This is a genomic window from Zooshikella harenae (genome assembly GCF_018837975.1).
GTDB classification, from domain to species: domain Bacteria; phylum Pseudomonadota; class Gammaproteobacteria; order Pseudomonadales; family Zooshikellaceae; genus Zooshikella; species Zooshikella harenae.
The window spans coordinates 1-18,829 of the sequence record NZ_JAGSOY010000082.1 but is presented as its reverse complement, the minus strand read 5'-3'; the positions used below and the strand labels follow the sequence as shown (position 1 = coordinate 18,829).

The 18,829-nt window shown below is 37.8% G+C and carries 20 protein-coding genes; 15 read left to right on the top strand and 5 right to left on the bottom strand.

The window, feature by feature from the left end:
- The coding region (locus KCG35_RS20715) for a GNAT family N-acetyltransferase (RefSeq protein WP_215821769.1) at positions 1–405 on the top strand (405 nt) is incomplete at its 5' end.
- Positions 406–492: 87 nt separating this feature from the next.
- On the opposite strand, the gene KCG35_RS20710 is transcribed toward KCG35_RS20715, so the two are convergent.
- From KCG35_RS20710 to KCG35_RS20700, 3 genes are all read right to left on the bottom strand, one after another.
- Complete coding sequence (locus tag KCG35_RS20710; RefSeq protein WP_215821768.1) at positions 493–1,143, bottom strand: hypothetical protein; 651 nt, start codon at positions 1,141–1,143, stop codon at positions 493–495.
- A gap of 36 nt (positions 1,144–1,179) precedes the next feature.
- Complete coding sequence (locus KCG35_RS20705) at positions 1,180–2,847, bottom strand: methyl-accepting chemotaxis protein (RefSeq protein WP_215821767.1); 1,668 nt, start codon at positions 2,845–2,847, stop codon at positions 1,180–1,182.
- Positions 2,848–3,327: 480 nt separating this feature from the next.
- The gene (locus KCG35_RS20700) at positions 3,328–4,644 is read right to left on the bottom strand and encodes an MATE family efflux transporter (RefSeq protein ID WP_215821766.1); all 1,317 of its coding nucleotides are present in this window, start codon (positions 4,642–4,644) and stop codon (positions 3,328–3,330) included.
- Positions 4,645–5,151: 507 nt separating this feature from the next.
- Here KCG35_RS20700 and coxB point away from each other — a divergent pair.
- The 4 genes from coxB (at position 5,152) to KCG35_RS20680 (ending at position 9,421) form a co-directional block, all read left to right on the top strand.
- Entirely contained in the window at positions 5,152–6,285 is a 1,134-nt protein-coding gene (coxB, locus tag KCG35_RS20695; RefSeq protein WP_230409297.1) for a cytochrome c oxidase subunit II, read from the top strand.
- A gap of 17 nt (positions 6,286–6,302) precedes the next feature.
- On the top strand, positions 6,303–7,886 hold the full coding sequence (gene ctaD, locus KCG35_RS20690; protein WP_215821765.1) for a cytochrome c oxidase subunit I: 1,584 nt from the start codon (positions 6,303–6,305) through the stop codon (positions 7,884–7,886).
- Positions 7,887–7,919: 33 nt separating this feature from the next.
- The gene (locus KCG35_RS20685; protein ID WP_304956761.1) at positions 7,920–8,444 is read left to right on the top strand and encodes a cytochrome c oxidase assembly protein; all 525 of its coding nucleotides are present in this window, start codon (positions 7,920–7,922) and stop codon (positions 8,442–8,444) included.
- Positions 8,445–8,530: 86 nt separating this feature from the next.
- Positions 8,531–9,421, top strand: a complete 891-nt coding sequence (locus tag KCG35_RS20680) for a cytochrome c oxidase subunit 3 (protein ID WP_215821771.1) — start codon at positions 8,531–8,533, stop codon at positions 9,419–9,421.
- 244 nt (positions 9,422–9,665) lie between these two features.
- Here KCG35_RS20680 and KCG35_RS20675 read toward each other — a convergent pair whose 3' ends face one another.
- A complete protein-coding gene (locus KCG35_RS20675; protein ID WP_215821763.1) occupies positions 9,666–9,890 on the bottom strand; it encodes a twin transmembrane helix small protein in 225 nt (74 codons plus the stop codon).
- Between the two features lie 76 nt (positions 9,891–9,966).
- On the opposite strand from KCG35_RS20675, the gene KCG35_RS20670 reads away from it, so the two are divergent.
- The 9 genes from KCG35_RS20670 to KCG35_RS20630 all read left to right on the top strand — a co-directional run bounded on the left by KCG35_RS20670 (position 9,967) and on the right by KCG35_RS20630 (position 17,346).
- Entirely contained in the window at positions 9,967–10,692 is a 726-nt protein-coding gene (locus KCG35_RS20670) for an SURF1 family protein (RefSeq protein ID WP_215821762.1), read from the top strand.
- A gap of 36 nt (positions 10,693–10,728) precedes the next feature.
- Positions 10,729–11,316, top strand: a complete 588-nt coding sequence (locus KCG35_RS20665) for a redox-active disulfide-containing membrane protein (protein WP_215821761.1) — start codon at positions 10,729–10,731, stop codon at positions 11,314–11,316.
- Between the two features lie 96 nt (positions 11,317–11,412).
- Positions 11,413–12,576, top strand: a complete 1,164-nt coding sequence (locus KCG35_RS20660; RefSeq protein ID WP_215821760.1) for a COX15/CtaA family protein — start codon at positions 11,413–11,415, stop codon at positions 12,574–12,576.
- Entirely contained in the window at positions 12,573–13,460 is an 888-nt protein-coding gene (gene cyoE, locus KCG35_RS20655; protein WP_215821759.1) for a heme o synthase, read from the top strand. The genes KCG35_RS20660 and cyoE overlap by 4 nt, the downstream gene beginning before the upstream one ends.
- A 5-nt stretch (positions 13,461–13,465) precedes the next feature.
- Complete coding sequence (locus KCG35_RS20650) at positions 13,466–14,131, top strand: SCO family protein (protein ID WP_215821758.1); 666 nt, start codon at positions 13,466–13,468, stop codon at positions 14,129–14,131.
- Positions 14,132–14,849: 718 nt separating this feature from the next.
- Positions 14,850–15,293 carry a hypothetical protein gene (locus KCG35_RS20645; RefSeq protein WP_215821757.1) on the top strand — a complete coding sequence of 148 codons (444 nt, stop codon included), beginning with the start codon at positions 14,850–14,852 and terminating at the stop codon, positions 15,291–15,293.
- Between the two features lie 164 nt (positions 15,294–15,457).
- Positions 15,458–15,904 carry a thiol-disulfide oxidoreductase DCC family protein gene (locus KCG35_RS20640; protein WP_230409296.1) on the top strand — a complete coding sequence of 149 codons (447 nt, stop codon included), beginning with the start codon at positions 15,458–15,460 and terminating at the stop codon, positions 15,902–15,904.
- Entirely contained in the window at positions 15,798–16,304 is a 507-nt protein-coding gene (locus KCG35_RS20635) for a DoxX-like family protein (protein ID WP_309227471.1), read from the top strand. The genes KCG35_RS20640 and KCG35_RS20635 overlap by 107 nt, the downstream gene beginning before the upstream one ends.
- A 64-nt stretch (positions 16,305–16,368) precedes the next feature.
- Positions 16,369–17,346 (top strand): hypothetical protein, encoded by a 978-nt coding sequence (locus KCG35_RS20630; protein WP_215821755.1) that lies wholly within the window; start codon positions 16,369–16,371, stop codon positions 17,344–17,346.
- Between the two features lie 356 nt (positions 17,347–17,702).
- On the opposite strand, the gene KCG35_RS20625 is transcribed toward KCG35_RS20630, so the two are convergent.
- Positions 17,703–17,900 (bottom strand): hypothetical protein, encoded by a 198-nt coding sequence (locus tag KCG35_RS20625; protein WP_215821754.1) that lies wholly within the window; start codon positions 17,898–17,900, stop codon positions 17,703–17,705.
- A 477-nt stretch (positions 17,901–18,377) separates the two neighbouring features.
- Between KCG35_RS20625 and KCG35_RS20620 the strand changes: the two genes are divergently transcribed.
- Positions 18,378–18,829: GTP-binding protein (locus KCG35_RS20620; RefSeq protein WP_215821753.1), on the top strand; the 452-nt coding region annotated here is incomplete at its 3' end.

Sequence of the window (18,829 nt, the reverse complement as noted above, 5' to 3'; positions counted from 1 at the left end):
AAAATTTATGCTACGTTAGATATACTTTGCAAATGCTTTGTACACCAAGATGAAATTTACTCAGCAAGTGGATTAAGCTGTGTTGCTACAGCCCCCAGTGAAAGAGGCAAAGGCTATGGTAAAATGCTTGTAACATCTGCATATCAGCTAATAAAGCAAAATAATTCAGATATAGGTATATTTACTTGTGATACATATTTAGAAAAATTCTATACGGGCTGTGGTTGGAATACTTTGGAGAACACTCACTTGATTGGTGGAACACCAAAGGAACCATTCTCAAGCGAACAGTTTGATAAAGTCACGTTGATTTCCTTTTTTTCAAACAAAGCACAAAAAAATGCTCATACTTTTAACAACTGTAATATCGAACTCTATCCTGGAGACATTGATAGGCTGTGGTAGATCAATTTAACAAATTTTTAACGCATATTTACTTACTTTTTTTAGAGTCACTTAATCTCTAATAAAGTTTTTGGTTAACTTCTTCATCTAAGAAATATGAGCTGTATGGATAAATACAGAAAGATCTAACTCATTATCCATAGCGGGCCAATTGGGGAGTATTTTTTGCTTTTGTTCTGCAAGATCTCCTAAAAATTGTTGTAGCTCGTGTGATAACCTTTGACGGTCTGGTAGCATAGAATGAACAACTTCAAAGACAACTTCATCTAGAATACGCGCAATAGACTCACCTATTATGGTATGCATCACTACATTCACATAAGCGATCTTATCTGGCAGTAAAGGTGTATGAGCCTCATCTAAAAAGAACTCATTTATTTCTTCAAGGATTCTCATTGCCAAATAAGCTTCTAACATTAATTGATGAATATCTGATTGGCGTTTAACTAAATCCATGGGTGCAATAAAAAAATTAACCATGACTTTGAGAGCAGGTAGCCAATCATCTAAAATATGATATTTTTTAAACAGTTTCTCAACATAATTCAGTAGTTTTGGCACTGCTCTAATATAACTCAGAACAAAACCTTGTACATACGATGGAATTTCATTCTTTGGTAAATGCAAAATTTGGCTTAAATCAGCTGCTTCGCTCACTAAGTATCGGTTGTATGCTTTTAATGTTGCTCCATCTTTTAGCGTCTTATCAATAATTCTGGATAATGTTTGAATAATCATTTTGGTATTTCTATATAAGTTAAATGCTCATTAAACTCACACCTTAAAGTGAAAAATTAACTCGCCTAATTGTTTACCTTGTTCAGAAAGTTTTCCTGTAGCTTCAGCTGTTTCTTCTACACCATTGGCAACATCACTGATAATATTTGAAATTTCAGTGACATTTTGATTAATTGACTCTGATACTTGAGTTTGCTCTTCAGCGGCACTGGCAATTTGATGGTTCATATCATTGATAACATTAACAGAGTCATTAATAGCCGCTAACGCTTCCCCTGCTTTTTTGGAGTACTCAACTGTCATTTGACTTTGATCGCGGCTTGCATTCATCACTTTCACAGCCGTTGCTGACTCACTTTGTAAGCGTGAAATCATTTCTTGTATTTCTTGTGTGCTGGCTTGTGTTCTACTTGCCAAGCTTCGTACTTCATCGGCCACTACCGAAAAACCTCGACCTTGTTCTCCTGCCCTGGCCGCCTCAATGGCCGCGTTTAAGGCCAATAAGTTCGTTTGTTCTGCAATACTTCCTATAACACCTAATACTGAACCAATATTTTCAGTTTCAGTATCGAGGTTGTTCATCACTTCCTTCGTTCTGTCTAAGCTCTCAGCAAGCTCATCAATTGAACTAATGGTACTTTGAACAATTTGGCTGCCCTCATCCGATTCTTCATGCGCTTTATTTGCGGCCTCTGCCGCCTGCGTTGCACTTTGTGCAACCTCACTGGCTGTTGCTGACATTTGATGCATTGCCGTAGCAACCTGATCAGTTTCTGATCGCTGAAGATGCAACTGTCCACTATGATGTTTCGTTAATTGATGTATATTTTGTGTGGCTTCTTGAACAGACTGAGTTGTATCTCTGACTTGCACAATAATTTTATGTATCTTCTCCACAAAATGATTAAAAGCTATTGCTAATCGATCCACCTCAGTGTTGCCATTAACGATCAACCTCTTAGTAAGATCGCCATCACCTTCAGAAATATCTTCCATTAATGCAACAGATTCTTGTAATGGACGCGTTATTGAATGAGTTATCCATATACTTGAAAATAATGTAACTAATAAAGCAACAAGTGTCCCGCCAAAAATAATACCCAATAAGTAAGTTTGTTGCTGGGATGCTTTCTCTTCCATTAAAGCGATTTGTTGGTCAATATCAGTAATATAAAACCCCGTACCTATTACCCATCCCCATTTATTGAGATCAACACTATAGGAAAGTTTCGTCTCATTCTTGCTGCTACTAGGGTTTTCCCAAAGATATTGAGTATAGCCGTCTTTACTTCGAGCTGAATCAATCACATTTCTAATAACGGGATTACCTTCAGCATCTTTTAAATCAATTAAATTTTTACCTTCAAGCTCTGGCTTTGGTCCAAGAACGACATTGGTACCATCATAACGGTAAACAAAGAAATAGCCTGAATCTCCATAGCGTAAATCTCTAAGAATATTTTTAGCTTGTTCTTTGTTATTATCTGAACTACTACCTTCATAAACTGGCTTGATAGCAGTAAGTGCAATATCAATATACTGCTTTAGTTCATTTTGTTTACTTTCCATCATTTGCTGACGTGTTTGCTCTAACTGCGTATTACCAAGATGATCCATTCCATAATACGCAAGCAAACTTACCAACAGAGCTACAAGCACCATAGGTAGCGTCGCTAATAACATCATCTTTTGCTTAATATTCATATACTTATCAACTCAAATCTATACTGATATTTCCTTTACTGCGCGTATAGATCCTGTCTTAAACCTAACCCTTTATTCCTTTTAAACAAGTAGGGTTACGGAGTTGTGGACATTAACTTTCTACTTATGGCTAACACCATTAGGCGGTAGCAATAGCATGACTCTCTGAGGTTATTCTTTGTATTTGCCCATTTCTCATTAGGTATTATGCGTGTATAAGTATAGAGCTTTTTTAGAAGAATATTTATATTCTGGAAAGGTTGAACCTAAGGATAAATGCAAACCTAACTTAGCTATACCCATAGCGAAGGGTTTTTAGGGGCGGCCTTCAAGCGAGGAAGCCCCAGAAGCTTATAATAATAAGTGACTGGGGTGGGAGTTAAATGCTCCTGCATAAACTGTATTCACACTATCCTTGCTGTTCAAGAACGCCGACAACACACTCAAAAATGATTCGTGAAGGGTATATATTCAGTTTAACTAAATGCTTAATAAGCGCTGCTTTTTGGCAAGGAGGTAATAACTTGCACACATTAGTACACTTCGAGCAAAACTAAAAGCATAAAAAGCTAACCAAAGCCCATGATTACCTAATGGTTTTGCTAAATACCAAACAGGCAGAAAAAAACATAAAGTTGCGGCAAGCGTTGTATTCTGCATAACATCAGTCCTTGCTAGACCAATAAAAACACCATCCATCCAATAACTCCATACCGCCACGAGGGGTAATGCAATGAGCCAAGGTAAATAATATCCAGCTTCTTGACGAATTTCATCGATATCAGTAAGGAGTGAAATTATTAATTCCCCCCCCATATAAAACGCTATGAAAAAAAACATGGCCATAATAGCAGACCATAACCCTGTTGTTCGAACCGTCGCTTTAAACAAAGTTTTACTTTTTTCCCCTATTGCTTTACCTGTTAAAGCTTCTGCAGCATGTGCAAAACCATCTAGTCCATTAGCGATAAAAAGAAGAAAATTTATAAGTATTGCATTTGAAGCTAAAACAGTATCCCCTAAGCGAGCCCCTTGGGCAGTAAAAAATGCAAAGCTGAATAACAAACTTAAACTACGAAGAAATAGGTGGCGGTTAACACTCAATAACTGAAAAAATCCTGCTTTATAATATACACCAGAAAAATCGAGTTGAATGTCTCGTTCACGCAAAACACGAACAACTAAATACAACCCAAAACTCATGCTGACATAATCTGCAAATACTGTAGCAAGCGCTACACCCTTTGCAGTCATTCCAAATCCCATAACAAACAAAACGTCAAGCACAATATTCAAGCTGTTTGCCAGTAACATTAAATACAATGGTGCACGCGCCTTGTGCATACCAATCAACCACCCTAATAATGCAAAATTTATCAGGACAGCAGGTGCTGAATAAATTCGAACGAAGTAATAACTAGCAAATTCAGAACTCACCGAAAGCGAAGGTTGAAAAAAGGTTATACTCAATAAAAATAACGGTTTTGCAAAAAAAACAAGTAATAAACCTATTAAGATTGCAAGTATTAATGACTGAAAAAGAATTCTTATAATCGATCTTGAATCTCTTGCACCATAAGCTTGCGCTATCAAACCTGTAGTGCCCATTCTGAAGAAACCCATGCTCCAGTAAATACAACTGAATACTGAAGCACCAATTGCAACAGCTCCTAAATAAATAGGTGAAGGTAAGTGTCCTAATACAGCCGCATCGACTAATCCTAATAAAGGAGTTGTCACATTGGCAATTATCATTGGCCAAGCAAAGCGCCAAACATCATTATGAATATATTTCATAGAGTAAATAAGTTAGGGTGTTGTCATAAGGGCTGCAATTTACAAATGACTAAAAAAGCGCATTAATACACATGTAATGTCATTCAATTTTAACAAACAGATTTATTATACCTAATTAGCATTATTACTGTCATAAATTAGACCAAATTTATTCTTAAACTAGCTATACCCACAGTGAAGGCTATATCTTGGTAAATCAGTTGATGTATACCCACTATGATGGGTATGCTGTGGGCATGGGGCGTTCAGCTATGTTACTTATAATTAGCTCTCACTAATAATAAAAAGCAAATAAACGTGATCCGTTACCTAAGCTATTGCTTTTACGGTAGAGGGTAATAATGAGGTGCTGACTAATAAGACAGAACCATTAACGCTAAAGCAGTGAAGGGTATAAATCAACAAAAATCGCTCATTGATACACGTGAACACAGCTTATGTGAAAATAAAAGCTATAAGTTGAGAATGTGAACAGCCTGTAATCATACTTAAACCAGGGGACATGGAATGTTGTTAGCACTGCGTCAACCTCAGCTGTTGGGGCTTGGCTTACTATGGTGTACTGGGTACGCTCAAGCAGACTGGGCTACCAATATGCGTGAAGGAGTTACCGCCGTAAGTCAGTCAATTTATAACCTGCATATGACAATATTTTGGATTTGCGTTGTCATTGGCATTATCGTCTTTGGAGTCATGTTTTGGTCGATGCTGATGCATCGCAAATCGAGAGGAGCTAAACCTGCCACTTTTCACGAAAATACACTGGTTGAAATTATCTGGACCACAATTCCTTTCTTAATTTTGGTCTTTATGGCTATCCCTGCTTCTAAAACGCTTATTGAAGCCTACAACGCTGATGAAGCTGAAATTGACATTAAAATAACAGGCTATCAGTGGAAGTGGAAGTATGACTACCTTAATGAAAAGATAGGTTATTTCAGTAATCTCAGTACCCCTCGTGATGAAATAAATAACCTTAAGCCAAAGAATGCAAACTATCTATTAGAAGTGGATGAACCTGTTGTTGTTCCTGTCAACAAAAAAGTACGTTTTCTCATCACTTCTGCAGATGTTATTCACTCATGGTGGGTTCCTGAACTTGCTGTAAAAAAGGATGCAATACCTGGATTTATTAACGAAGCCTGGACCAAAATAGAAAAGCCGGGAACTTACCGGGGACAATGTACAGAATTATGTGGTAAAGATCACGGATTCATGCCTATCGTTATTGAAGCAAAGAGTGAAGAAGACTATCAACTTTGGTTAGCCTCTAAACAAGAACAAGCTGAAAAAGAAAAAGAACTCACTTCAAAGGAATGGACCATGGATGAACTCATGACTCGAGGTGAGAAAGTCTATAATACGACATGTGCAGTCTGTCACCAACCTAATGGCGAAGGTATGCCGCCCGTTTTTCCTGCACTCAAAGGCAGTACCCTTATCACCACAGGCGATGTCAAAAACCATATCGATATTATCGTTAATGGCAAGCAAGGCACTGCCATGCAAGCCTTTGGCAAGCAGCTAAGTGAGGTTGATATAGCCGCTGTTACCACTTATGAGCGTAATGCATGGGGTAATAATAAAGGCGATATGGTTACACCTCAGGATATCGTGAAATTTAATGAGGCTGCTCAGTAATTCAAGGGAGATAGATTATGAGTGCCGTATTAGAAGGACATACGACAGATCATCACCATGGACCTGCTAAAGGTTTATGGCGCTGGGTGCTAACCACTAATCATAAGGATATTGGTACCCTTTATTTATGGTTCAGCTTTGCCATGTTTTTATTTGGTGGCACTCTGGCTTTTGTTATCCGTGCTGAACTGTTTCAACCAGGTCTACAAATAGTAGAACCTAACTTTTTTAACCAAATGACTACGATGCATGGATTGGTCATGGTGTTTGGTGCAGTTATGCCAGCCTTTGTTGGGCTAGCTAACTGGTTAGTACCCATGATGATTGGGGCACCCGATATGGCTATGCCCAGAATGAATAACTGGAGTTTCTGGATTCTACCTTTTGCCTTTGCCATGTTAAGTAGTACTTTATTAATGGATGGAGGCGGCCCTAACTTTGGCTGGACATTCTACGCACCGTTATCCACAACTTATGCCCCCCCTTCAACTGTATTATTTATACTCTCAATACATATGATGGGTATTTCCTCAATTATGGGGGCGATTAATATCATTGCTACTGTGCTAAACCTACGCGCACCCGGCATGACATTAATGAAAATGCCTTTATTCGTCTGGACCTGGTTAATTACTGCCTTTTTGCTAATTGCGGTGATGCCAGTACTTGCGGGTGTAGTGACTATGATGCTGATGGATATCAGTTTCGGCACTAGTTTTTTTAGTGCGGCTGGTGGTGGAGACCCTGTATTATTCCAGCATGTATTCTGGTTCTTTGGTCATCCAGAAGTATATATTATGATACTACCTGCTTTCGGTGTCGTTTCCGCAATTATCCCAGCCTTTGCTCGTAAACCACTTTTTGGTTATACATCGATGGTTTACGCCACAGCCTCCATTGCATTTCTCTCATTCATTGTATGGGCGCACCATATGTTTACCGTAGGTATGCCAATTACAGGTGAGCTTTATTTTATGTATGCCACTATGTTGATTGCTGTTCCCACTGGGGTAAAAGTTTTTAACTGGATAACAACCATGTTTAAAGGTTCGTTAACCTTTGAAACGCCCATGTTATTTGCCACAGCCTTTGTCATTTTATTCACCATTGGTGGTTTTTCTGGGTTGATGCTGGCCATTGCACCTGCTGATTTCCAATATCACGATACCTATTTCGTTGTTGCCCACTTTCACTATGTATTAGTCCCAGGAGCAATCTTCGGCATTATGGCAGGTATCTATTATTGGCTACCCAAGTGGACTGGGCATATGTACGACGAGACTATGGGTAAAGTTCACTTCTGGCTGTCATTTATTGGCATGAACCTGGCGTTTTTTCCAATGCATTTTACTGGTTTAGCAGGTATGCCACGTCGTATTCCAGACTATGCTCTACAGTTTGCCAACTTCAATATGCTTTCCAGTGTGGGTGCATTTCTATTTGGGTTTACCCAGTTATTGTTTTTATTCATTGTTATTAAGTGCATTATTGGAGGTAAAAAAGCCAGTGCCAAACCCTGGGAAGGTGCTGAAGGTTTAGAGTGGATGCTACCTTCTCCTGCTCCCTATCATACATTTACTACACCACCTGAAGTGAAATAATTAACCCGATATGAAATAACAAATAGTATGGCTATGGATAGCTCAGTCAAAAAAACCACATTAAAGTTAGTCTTACTTACACTGGCAATGTTTTGCTTTGGTTTTGCTATGGTTCCACTTTATGACGTATTTTGTCAGGTGACAGGCATTAATGGCAAAACCAACAGTACACCTTATCAATACCAGGCAGAGCAAGTTGCCATTGATGATAGTCGTACCATTACCATTCAGTTTGTCACCAATAAAAATGATGGAATGGGATGGGAGTTTTACCCAAAAACCACTGAGCTTAAAGTACACCCCGGCCAATTTAATAGCGTGATTTTTTTTGCTCATAATCCTTCAAAGCAAGCAATGGTCGCACAGGCTATACCCAGTATTACTCCTTTTGATGCTGCCGATTATTTACATAAAACGGAGTGTTTTTGCTTTAGCCAACAGCGCTTAGCTTCAGGCGAGGAAGTTGATATGCCTATGCGCTTTGTCATTGATCAGGCACTGCCTAAGCACATAAAAAAACTCACACTATCCTATACCCTATTTGATGTTACCCCATAACATTCTAATTAAGTGGAGGCGGCCATATGGCAAATGAATCAAATAACAGTGAGCCGGCTGCCAGCACTGAAAACCGGAGAGAAGACATGGCAAGTCATCCTACCTACTACGTACCTGAACAAAGTAAGTGGCCCATCATTGCCTCAGTGGGATTATTTTTAACCATGTATGGTGCTGGCAACATGCTCATTGACAGCCAAACAGGTAATAAGGAATCCAGCGCTCATTGGATTCTTTTTCTGGGTGGTCTCACTATGGCTTATATGTTATTTGGCTGGTTTAGCAATGTTATCAAAGAAAGTCGTAGTGGACTTTATAGTCCGCAAATGGATCGTACATTTCGTTGGGGAATGAGCTGGTTCATTTTTTCTGAAGTGATGTTCTTTGCTGCATTTTTTGGTGCACTTTTTTATGTAAGAACCTTTACCGTACCCTGGCTTGGTGGTGAAGGTGACAAAGGTATTTCTGGTCATTTACTTTGGCCTGAGTTTCAAAATCAGTGGCCTCTCTTAACCAATCCAGATAACAGCCTTTATCCAGGCGCTTCAGAAGTGATTGACCCTTGGAAGTTACCCTTGCTCAATACTATATTGCTTGTACTGTCCAGTGTTACAGTAACCATTGCGCACCATGCTCTACGTGAAAACAAACGAAAAATGGTGATTGGCTGGATGTTTGCGACCTTAGTGTTAGGTTTTTCTTTCCTCTTTTTCCAAGCAGAAGAATACATTCATGCTTATAACGAACTAGGTCTGACGCTCGCAGCAGGTATTTACGGCTCCACATTTTTTATCCTGACAGGATTCCATGGTGCACACGTAACGCTGGGAGCAATTATGCTAACGATTATGCTACTACGCATTTTAAAAGGGCATTTTTCTGCTGATAACCATTTTGCTTTTGAAGCAGCTTCCTGGTATTGGCACTTTGTTGATGTAGTTTGGATTGGTTTATTTATTTTTGTTTACGTGTTCTAGTGCTTATTAATGGCATCTAAGCTAAAAGCAAAATTAGATAAGACTAAAAGGCTGAGAAAGAGACATGAACATAACCTTTCATTACATCTTTCGAGGCCTTTCTGAACACTATTGTTTTATACCAGGTTACATAAAGCAACAGTGATTATTTTGAAAGAACTACTAATAAAAGATTTTATTCAGGTACAACTGTACAACAATCGTTTTTAATAGGTAAAACAAAATACAATTATTCACTATTCAGTCATTCACTTAGTGAATAAACCCAAGGGGGCTTAGGCTGAAACTCCCCTGTATAATAACCATAAGCGAGCAATAATAAGATAATTAAAGTCAGACCAACCCTGACCTTTAATGAATTAACCAAACGATTCGTTTTACTACGATCATGTATTAAAAAATAAAACCCTGAAGCAAGGCTAACAACTACTGCAGCTAATAGAATCAAAATAACAGTTTTAAGAATCATGAGTAATGGACCTGAACATCCTATGTTTATTAAACAAAACCAATTATCCATAATTTGTCAATAGTATTTATTCGTTATGAAGTACTTTATACGCATTGTCTTATTATCTTTAGTAACTATACCACTATTTATCTATCTTGGCTTTTGGCAGTTAGGTCGAGCTGAAGAAAAAAAGAATATACTTAACAATTACCATTTACTGAAAAAAAGTGCACCTTTAGTTATCCATTCAGTTGAGCAAATTACTTCCTTAGCTAATTACCAACCGATTTCACTTTCAGGTAAGTTTGATAATAAGCGATTTTTTCTATTGGATAACCAGATCATTAATGGGCACACTGGCTATGATGTTATTATGCCATTTTATCTCAACAATGGAGATATTGTACTTATTAATAGAGGATGGGTACCACAAGGTATCACACGAACTAAACTGCCTGTAATAGATCCTGTTCCTAATCATGTCAATCTTCAGGGAAAACTCTACCAACCAAGCAATCACTTTGTTTTAAAAGAAGATATTTTAACCAATAGTATATGGCCACAAGTTATTCAACGCCTTAACCTTAAGCAGCTGTATAGTACTTTATCTAGCCCAAAGATTTTAAACAAAGTGGTTATACTTTCACCAAATTCCGCTTACACTTTTACCCATCATTTGAAACCTGTCAATATCTTACCGGAAAAACATACCGCATATGCAGTACAATGGTTTGCTTTAGCTTGTTTAGTGCTTATGATGGTGTTTGTAACAGGATTCTACGCATATCGGAATAAACGTAATTCAATACTAAACAAGTAAATAAACGAGGCATGAAGTCACAGGAAAGGAGTTCCTATGTCATCCAAGAGAAACAATAAGTTTTTACTGATCATCATCTTATGTACACCCATTGTAGTCATGGCGCTATCTTCTACCATGTTCAAAACAGGTTTTTTCGTGCCCCAAAAAACCACAAACCGAGGGCTTTTATTAAAACCAACACTAACGGTTGAGAAACTAAATATTAACGGTGGTTCTTTGAGGCTAAACAAGCAAGTAGATCCTCTTTGGTCAATACTTATCTTGCCTACTACTAATGAATGTCTTAAACAGTGTGAACACGCCTTGTATCTAACTCGTCAAATTCATGTAGCTTTGGGTAAAGAGGCTAACCGTGTTCAACGTATTTTAATTGACGAACCTATTACCTCACTTAAAGAACAATTACACAGTCAACACCCTCGGCTAAATTACTTACCTACACAAATTACATATTATGATCCTTTAGAAAAACTTGTGAAACATAATTTTCCAGATGATAACGTTGGTATTTTTTTAGTAGATCCCCTTGGTAATATTATTATGCAATATGGTGTAAAGCAAAGTGGACAAGATCTTCTCAAAGACATAAAGCACTTATTAAAGATATCACTTATCGGCTAAACATAACAAAGGTGAAGTATCCAGATTTAAAACATAAGAAAATACAAATATACCAAATTCAAAAGGAATTGTTTGCTGTTTATTAAGGAGATCACCATGCCAAAAAAACCCGGTTATTATTGTGCACTCATAGCTACTTTATTGGCTGGTATTGTTGTTGTTTTAGGTGCTTATACCCGACTTGCTGATGCTGGACTAGGTTGCCCCGACTGGCCTGGCTGCTATGGATTTCTTACTGTTCCCACATCAGAGGATGACATAAACCAAGCGCAATTACGTTATCCTGAAGCACCTGTAGAAGTCCATAAAGGCTGGCCAGAAATGGTACACCGGTACTTTGCCGGAAGTTTGGGCATTCTTATACTTGCGCTTGCAGTATATTGTTATCGTAACCGACACCATGAAAATCAACCCGTTAAACTTCCTATCGCGATTTTAATATTAGTCATTCTGCAAGCAGCATTTGGAATGTGGACAGTCACTCTTAAATTATGGCCACAAGTGGTGCTTGCCCACCTAATTGGGGGATTTACAACCTTTAGTCTATTATTCCTGCTTACTTTAAGACTTAAAGAGAAATCGTCAAGCTCAAGGCAAAATAAAACTTCTGCCATATCGCCACAAAATACCCATCATAATCACTCATCCACTATGACGGTTAGAGCAAACCAAACTGACACTCTGGCAAAAGCAAAAATGCTTGGCGTTGGTGCTCTCTTTATCTTAATCTGTCAAATTATGCTAGGAGGATGGACAAGCTCTAATTATGCAGCACTCGCCTGTATTGACTTACCCACATGTCATAACACCTATTGGCCAGAAATGGACTTCGCATCTGGCTTCAATTTACTACAAGAGATTGGCCCAAACTATCTTGGTGGACAATTAGATAGTTCTGCACGAACAGCCATACACTTTACCCACCGAATGGGGGCAATCATAACCACTTTTTATTTGTTATTCTTAATATTGTGGATTAAACAAAAACTATTACCTTCACTTAGCTCTCAACGAAAGCGTATACGCAATACTTTACTCTTAGTATTTGCAGCGCTGTGTTTACAAATAAGCTTAGGTGTTAGCAATGTTATTTGGTTACTTCCTCTTAGTATAGCTGTAGCACATAATGCAGGAGGAGCATTATTACTACTCAGCTCTATTCTACTGTGTTACCGCCTGTTTCAAATCAATAATAATAAACAATATAACTCAATAAATCTCCACGAGATGTCTAACTCAACAGGAGAGTTCACACCATGAATAATACACTTCCTATAAAGCAAGCGGCTAAATGGCAAGACTATCTCGAGTTGTGTAAACCTAAAGTTGTTGCTCTCTTAATGATGACAGCTTTAATAGGGATGCTTTTAGCCTCTGAATCATTACCTGTATGGCATATTCTCCTATTCGGTAATTTAGGTATTGCTTTTTGTGCCGCATCTGCTGCAGTCATAAACCACCTTGTTGATAAAAAAATTGACCTTGTGATGGCACGCACCCAAAATCGTCCTATTGCTCAAGGACGCGTTGAATATCAACAGGCAATTATATTTGCATCATTTCTTGGTCTACTAGGAATGTGTATTTTAGTTTGGCTTGTCAATGCATTAACTGCATGGTTAACACTAGCGTCCTTAATCGGTTATGCTGTTATTTATACGCTTTTGCTAAAACGCGCAACACCCCAGAATATTGTAATAGGCGGTTTAGCAGGAGCCGCACCGCCATTACTGGGTTGGTGTGCTGTTACAGGAGAAATTCATGCTAATGCATTATTATTAGTATTAATTATTTTCGCCTGGACACCTCCTCATTTTTGGGCACTAGCTTTACATAGAAGAGCCGAATATGCCTCTGCAAATGTTCCCATGCTACCTGTCACTCATGGTGAAAACTATACAAAATTACACATACTGCTTTATACATTATTATTAATTATTATTACTATTTTTCCTTTTTTAACCGGTATGGCAGGCATCCTTTATTTAACATCAGCAATACTGCTTGGTGGACGCTTCATTTATTGGTGTTACGAGTTATTTAATGAAAAAAACAAAAAAGCAGCTATTAATACATTTAAATTTTCTATAACGTATCTCATGCTGCTATTTAGTGCACTTCTCATAGATCACTACACAGGATAACAACTATGTCAAAGGGAATTAAGCTAACCGTTATAGGCCTCATCATATTTGTTGCATTGATTCTAGGTCTTTTCGTTAACCGAATGATGACACCAGCCCCTTTAGATCGAGATCAGTTAAAGCTACAAGGAGCATATATTTTTGATACCCCACGCGCTTTCGAGAATATACACCTAGTTTCGCATAGGGGTAAAACAATTAATAAAAATTCATTTAAAAATAAATGGACTCTTGTCTTTTTTGGTTATACTTTTTGCCCCGACATTTGCCCCACTACCCTTACAGAGCTTGCCTCTCTAAAAAAAATGCTAACTGAACACTACCAAAAACTTTCAAAAGAAGTAAATTTTGTCTTTATTACAGTAGACCCATTGCGTGATACACAAGAGCAACTGGCAAATTACCTACCCTTTTTTGGCGATTACTTTACTGGCGTAACAGGCTCAATTAAAGATATTTACAATTTAGCGACTCAGCTTAATATCCCCTTTAATCCTGTCATCAAACCTAAAAAAGAAAATTACTTAGTTGATCATAGTGGCAATCTACTTATTCTAAATCCTAAAGGAGACTACCATGGCTTTATAAAACCACCACTAAAGCCTTCAAAAATTGCCAATATTCTATCTGTTGTCAATCAGGATTTTAAATTGCATACTAAAGAAAGCTAAATTTTCTCCACCAATACTAGGATTAGCATTACCGACCTAGATATTATATATCCATAACAAAGAGTCTAGATAACAACATATGCCATTGATTGAAATAGCCACTCCAATCAATGGCTACCATACTTTAATTACCTATTCCTTTCACGAATCATTCTTATACCTCTAGGGCACAAGGGTGTTGATGTCTGCGTTCTTCACCCAGTCTATGAAAATCGGGATCAATAAGAGTTCCCAGATGTGTATCGGATGCAGGGCAATTGCGTATAACGTTACCTTTATAAAAGCTATTTTAAAGTACCTCTGTCCAACGTCTGCATAACGCCCTTCGAACACGCCGTGAATCCTTCCCGGGAGGGCGCTGTTTGTCAAGATAGTTGCCGCATCTTTGCGGCAAACAGTTCAATGTGCATGATCCAGCCTTTGTCTACCACTAGCGTACATCGAAATACCACAGATCTTCATTTAATCATGATTGAGGTATAGCAAAAGTGGGTTTGCAGTGCTTGAATGAGTTTGTGAAACAGGTGCTGGGAGCACCGTGAGCAGTAGAGACCAGGGATGGTCTTCTGCTGTGGGAAGCACAAATTAATTCATGCACTGTATTGGCACAATCTATACCATCACAAACTATTTTTATATGCAATTGCCCTGTACTATACCCTCAACGAAGGGCACATTTGGTAACCAATCCACTGACACGGTAATATTATTGATATTTATGAACTATGAAACCTTAGATACTATTGCTGATGCATATATTCCTGCTTTAGCTATCATATTATTTTGCACCCTTATATTTATTACTTTTAAAAATGGCAAACAAATAGAAGCTGTTAAAAAAGTCTCTCTTTACTTCATTTGTTTAATTATTACCTCCTTTGGGCTTATGTTCATAGATAATACTCTTAGCATATGGCCCTCTATTAATCTCGATTACAGTACACATACCGCCGTATCATTCACTTTTGTTTTATCTTTAAATCAAATTTTCGTGAAACGTTGGCAACTAATAATTTTAAGTTTTATTTTATATTTAGTACTTATGGTGTATCAACAGTATCACAGTATTGCTGATATACTAACAACACTGATTCCCATTGGATTAATGGCAACTATTTTTTATAGAGTACTTTTTTTAGCAAAAAAAAAGAAGGAAAATTAGCAACACCACCGTTAAGAACATGTTCCTTTTTGTTACAAAGTGGCTATGAATTTACTAGAAAGTTGTTTGAAAACAAATATGATCACCAAAAAGAGTATATATGGTATGATCATCCCCATTAGTAAACAACAAGCGTTCGGACTGTGAGCTTAAGGTTAACAACCATGACTCAACAGCAAAAGTTACCACCTGGTATTCAGTCTACTGATAAGGTAATACTGTTCGATGGTGTATGCATACTTTGCTCTGCATGGGCACGATTTCTAATTCGATTTGATCAAAAACAAAAGCTCAAGTTAGCCACAGTTCAATCTGCTGAAGGCCAAGCTATTCTTAAGTGGTTTGGGTTACCAACCGACGCTTACGAAACGATGGTACTTATCGAAGGCTCTAGACTTTATACTAAGTCAACGGCCTTTTTCAGAGTGATGATGCGCTTACCGTTTCCTTGGCCAATTACGTGTGTAGGCTGGATAGTTCCAACATTTCTCCGAAACTGGCTTTATGACAGAATTGCTCTTAATCGTTACTTGTTGTTTGGCCGCAATGATACCTGTGTTATGCCAACTAAAGATCACACATCAAGGTTTCTCAATGGTCAAACAGACTAATTCTCTGGTCTACCTCCTCTGCCGTACAACAATTTCTTTTATCTGGTTATATCATGGATTGATTCCCAAACTTCTTTGGCCTCATAAGGATGAGATAGCCATGAACATGACCTTTGGCCTTTCCTACGATGCAGCATTAGCTGTTGCACAAGTTGGAGGTCTACTGGAAATAGGTATGGCGATAATCCTGTTGGTCTTTTGGCGACAAAAATGGCCTTTAGTCGCTACAGCAGCCGCCATGGTTGGACTACTCATCTTTGTAACTATTACAACGCCTCAACTGTTAGCTGGAGCATTTAACCCTGTAACCACCAATATTAGTGTGTTTGTTCTAGCATTCACGGCATTAATACTTCACCAACCGACAAAAATGACTCAAGGCAGTTATAATAAAGTATAAGTATTAAATCGCCCAAGCGGTCCATAGATCAGCTCAATTGATTATTTCCCCAAAAAGGTAAAATATGATTGTTCCAAAATACTGGTCTGAGTCGAAAATCACAAAAAATGCAAATGGAAAACAGGTTACAATCAAACGATTTGGCTGGTCAGATATCAGTGAAGCAGAAGCAAAAAAACATGCGGATCAAAGAGTAAAAGATGCAGAAACGTTGCTGGATACTAAAGGAGATGTAAGACGTATTGATCATAAAGTATCCTATAACGGCGCTGAAGGTCTGCCAATACGTGAGGAAGTCATCTCAACTCATGGGGATAGCGTTATCACTAGAAATAGCTATGGATCATTATGTATAAATACACCTAATGTATTTTTTTCTGACATTGATATAGACAATAGACCAACATTTTTATTCAATTTTATATCGACAGTAATACTACTGACTTTGACCATACTCATAGGTATTATATCATCTTCATGGTTATCCTTTGGAATTATTCTTTTTATCTCAATTTTCTTATTTTCGGCTTTAGCTAAATTCCTTTGGAAAATAAAATCATCTATCACAGGATCGCCAAAAACACAGTCCTTAGAAAAAATAAAGGCTGTTTCAAGAAAATATCCCGAATTACACCTTAGAGTATATAAAACGCCAGTAGGCTTTAGGGTTCTTATCATGAATAAAACATTCAATCCAAGAGAGGAATCGACTTTAAAGCTTTTTAATGAATTAAATACTGATAAACGATATATATTGATGTGTAAAAACCAAAATTGCTTCAGAGCAAGAATAAGCCCTAAACCTTGGCGTATAGGTATAGATCGATTGCGCCCAACACCTGGAGTATGGCCTGTCAAAAAACAGCATATGGAAAATCGAATGAAATGGGTCAAAGAATATGAAAAGAAAGCAAAACAATACGCTTCATGCCATTTCTTAATGCAGCTTGGCAGTAATACTGTTGATCCTATAGCAGAAGCCGTCAGAGCTATACATGATAAACATTCAAAAACAAATTTAAATAATCTCTGTTTAGCTTAGAGGGTGTAGGAATGTTTGTTTGACACTTCTATACGGGTAGTGAAATGTTTTTTTGAGTGACAACTCCCTTAGCTCATTCCCACTCACAATTAAGCTATTTATTTTTTAATACATCTTGAAGAACTCTGTGCTTATGATGGAGTTTTGAAATAGCTATGCAAATTATATTTGAAATAATCGATAGCTTGCTTTTTGTTGTAGTGGTAGCTCCATCAGGTCAATTGCATATAAAAATACTTCGTAATGAATATAGATTGTGCCAATACAAGCATGAATTAATCTGTTCCACCCTCAGCAGAAGATCATCCCAGCACCTGTTTCACAAACCCATTCAAGCACTACAAACCCAGATTTTGCTATACCTCAATCATGATTAATTGAAGATCTGTGGTATTTCGATGCACACCAGTGGTAGACAACGGCTGGATAATGTACACCGAACTGTTTGCCGCAAAACAGCAGCCTCCAGGGGAAGGATTCACAGCGTGTTCGACAGGCGTTATGCAGGGGCGACTAATTATAAAGACGCCTGCTACAAAAATGTTTGCAATCATTGGAGCATTCTATTACCATTCCACCCAATTATCAGAATGTAACTTTAAATGTATTCAACCTAAACAGACTTTTAAATGAAATCATTACTTACACAAGCCAATTCAAGACTCACTTTGCATAGCTTAACAGCTGTGAAAAGTGCTGTGTGTTATGTAATGACATCTGCTGTAAGCATTTTAATTTTTAATAAACAATTGCCTTCTTAATTTATAAAGAATTCAAGGAGGCTTAGGCCTCCACAAAAACCCTGGTAGGCCTAACAACTACCAGGGTTTTTTTATTCCCTAAAAAAGTAATCAATATGAAAACCTACGACAAGCTAATAGAAAAAATAGAGTACCGCCAGGGGTTCGTCCGCCTGTGCGACACTCTTGGCTGCGTGGGGTTAAGAATGTTTTAGCCTCACTCTGAATTCCACAGGCAAATGGTTGGGACTTTAATTCCCATTTGCTAGGTATTCGAAAAAAGAGTCTAAAATGAAAATCAATAAATTACACAATTTAGGAATAATTGCTCACGTTGACGCGGGAAAGACAACTTTCACCGAAAGATTGTTATTTGTCACAGGTAAACGTCATTTTACTGGTGAGGTCCATAATGGTGAAAGTATGATGGACCATCGACAACAAGAAAAAGACCGTGGTATCACTATTGAAAGTGCCGCTACTTCTATTTTTTGGAATGATGCTCAACTTAATATTATCGATACCCCAGGACATATTGACTTTAATATAGAAGTTAACCGCTCCTTGCGTGTTTTAGATGGGGCTGTTGTTGTATTTGATGCTGTAGCGGGTGTAGAGCCACAAACTGAGGTTAATTGGATTTTAGCCGACAAGTATCGGGTACCCCGTATTGGTCTGATTAACAAAATGGATCGTATTGGCGCTAATTTCTCTAAGGTAGTGCAGCAAATGGCAAACACGTT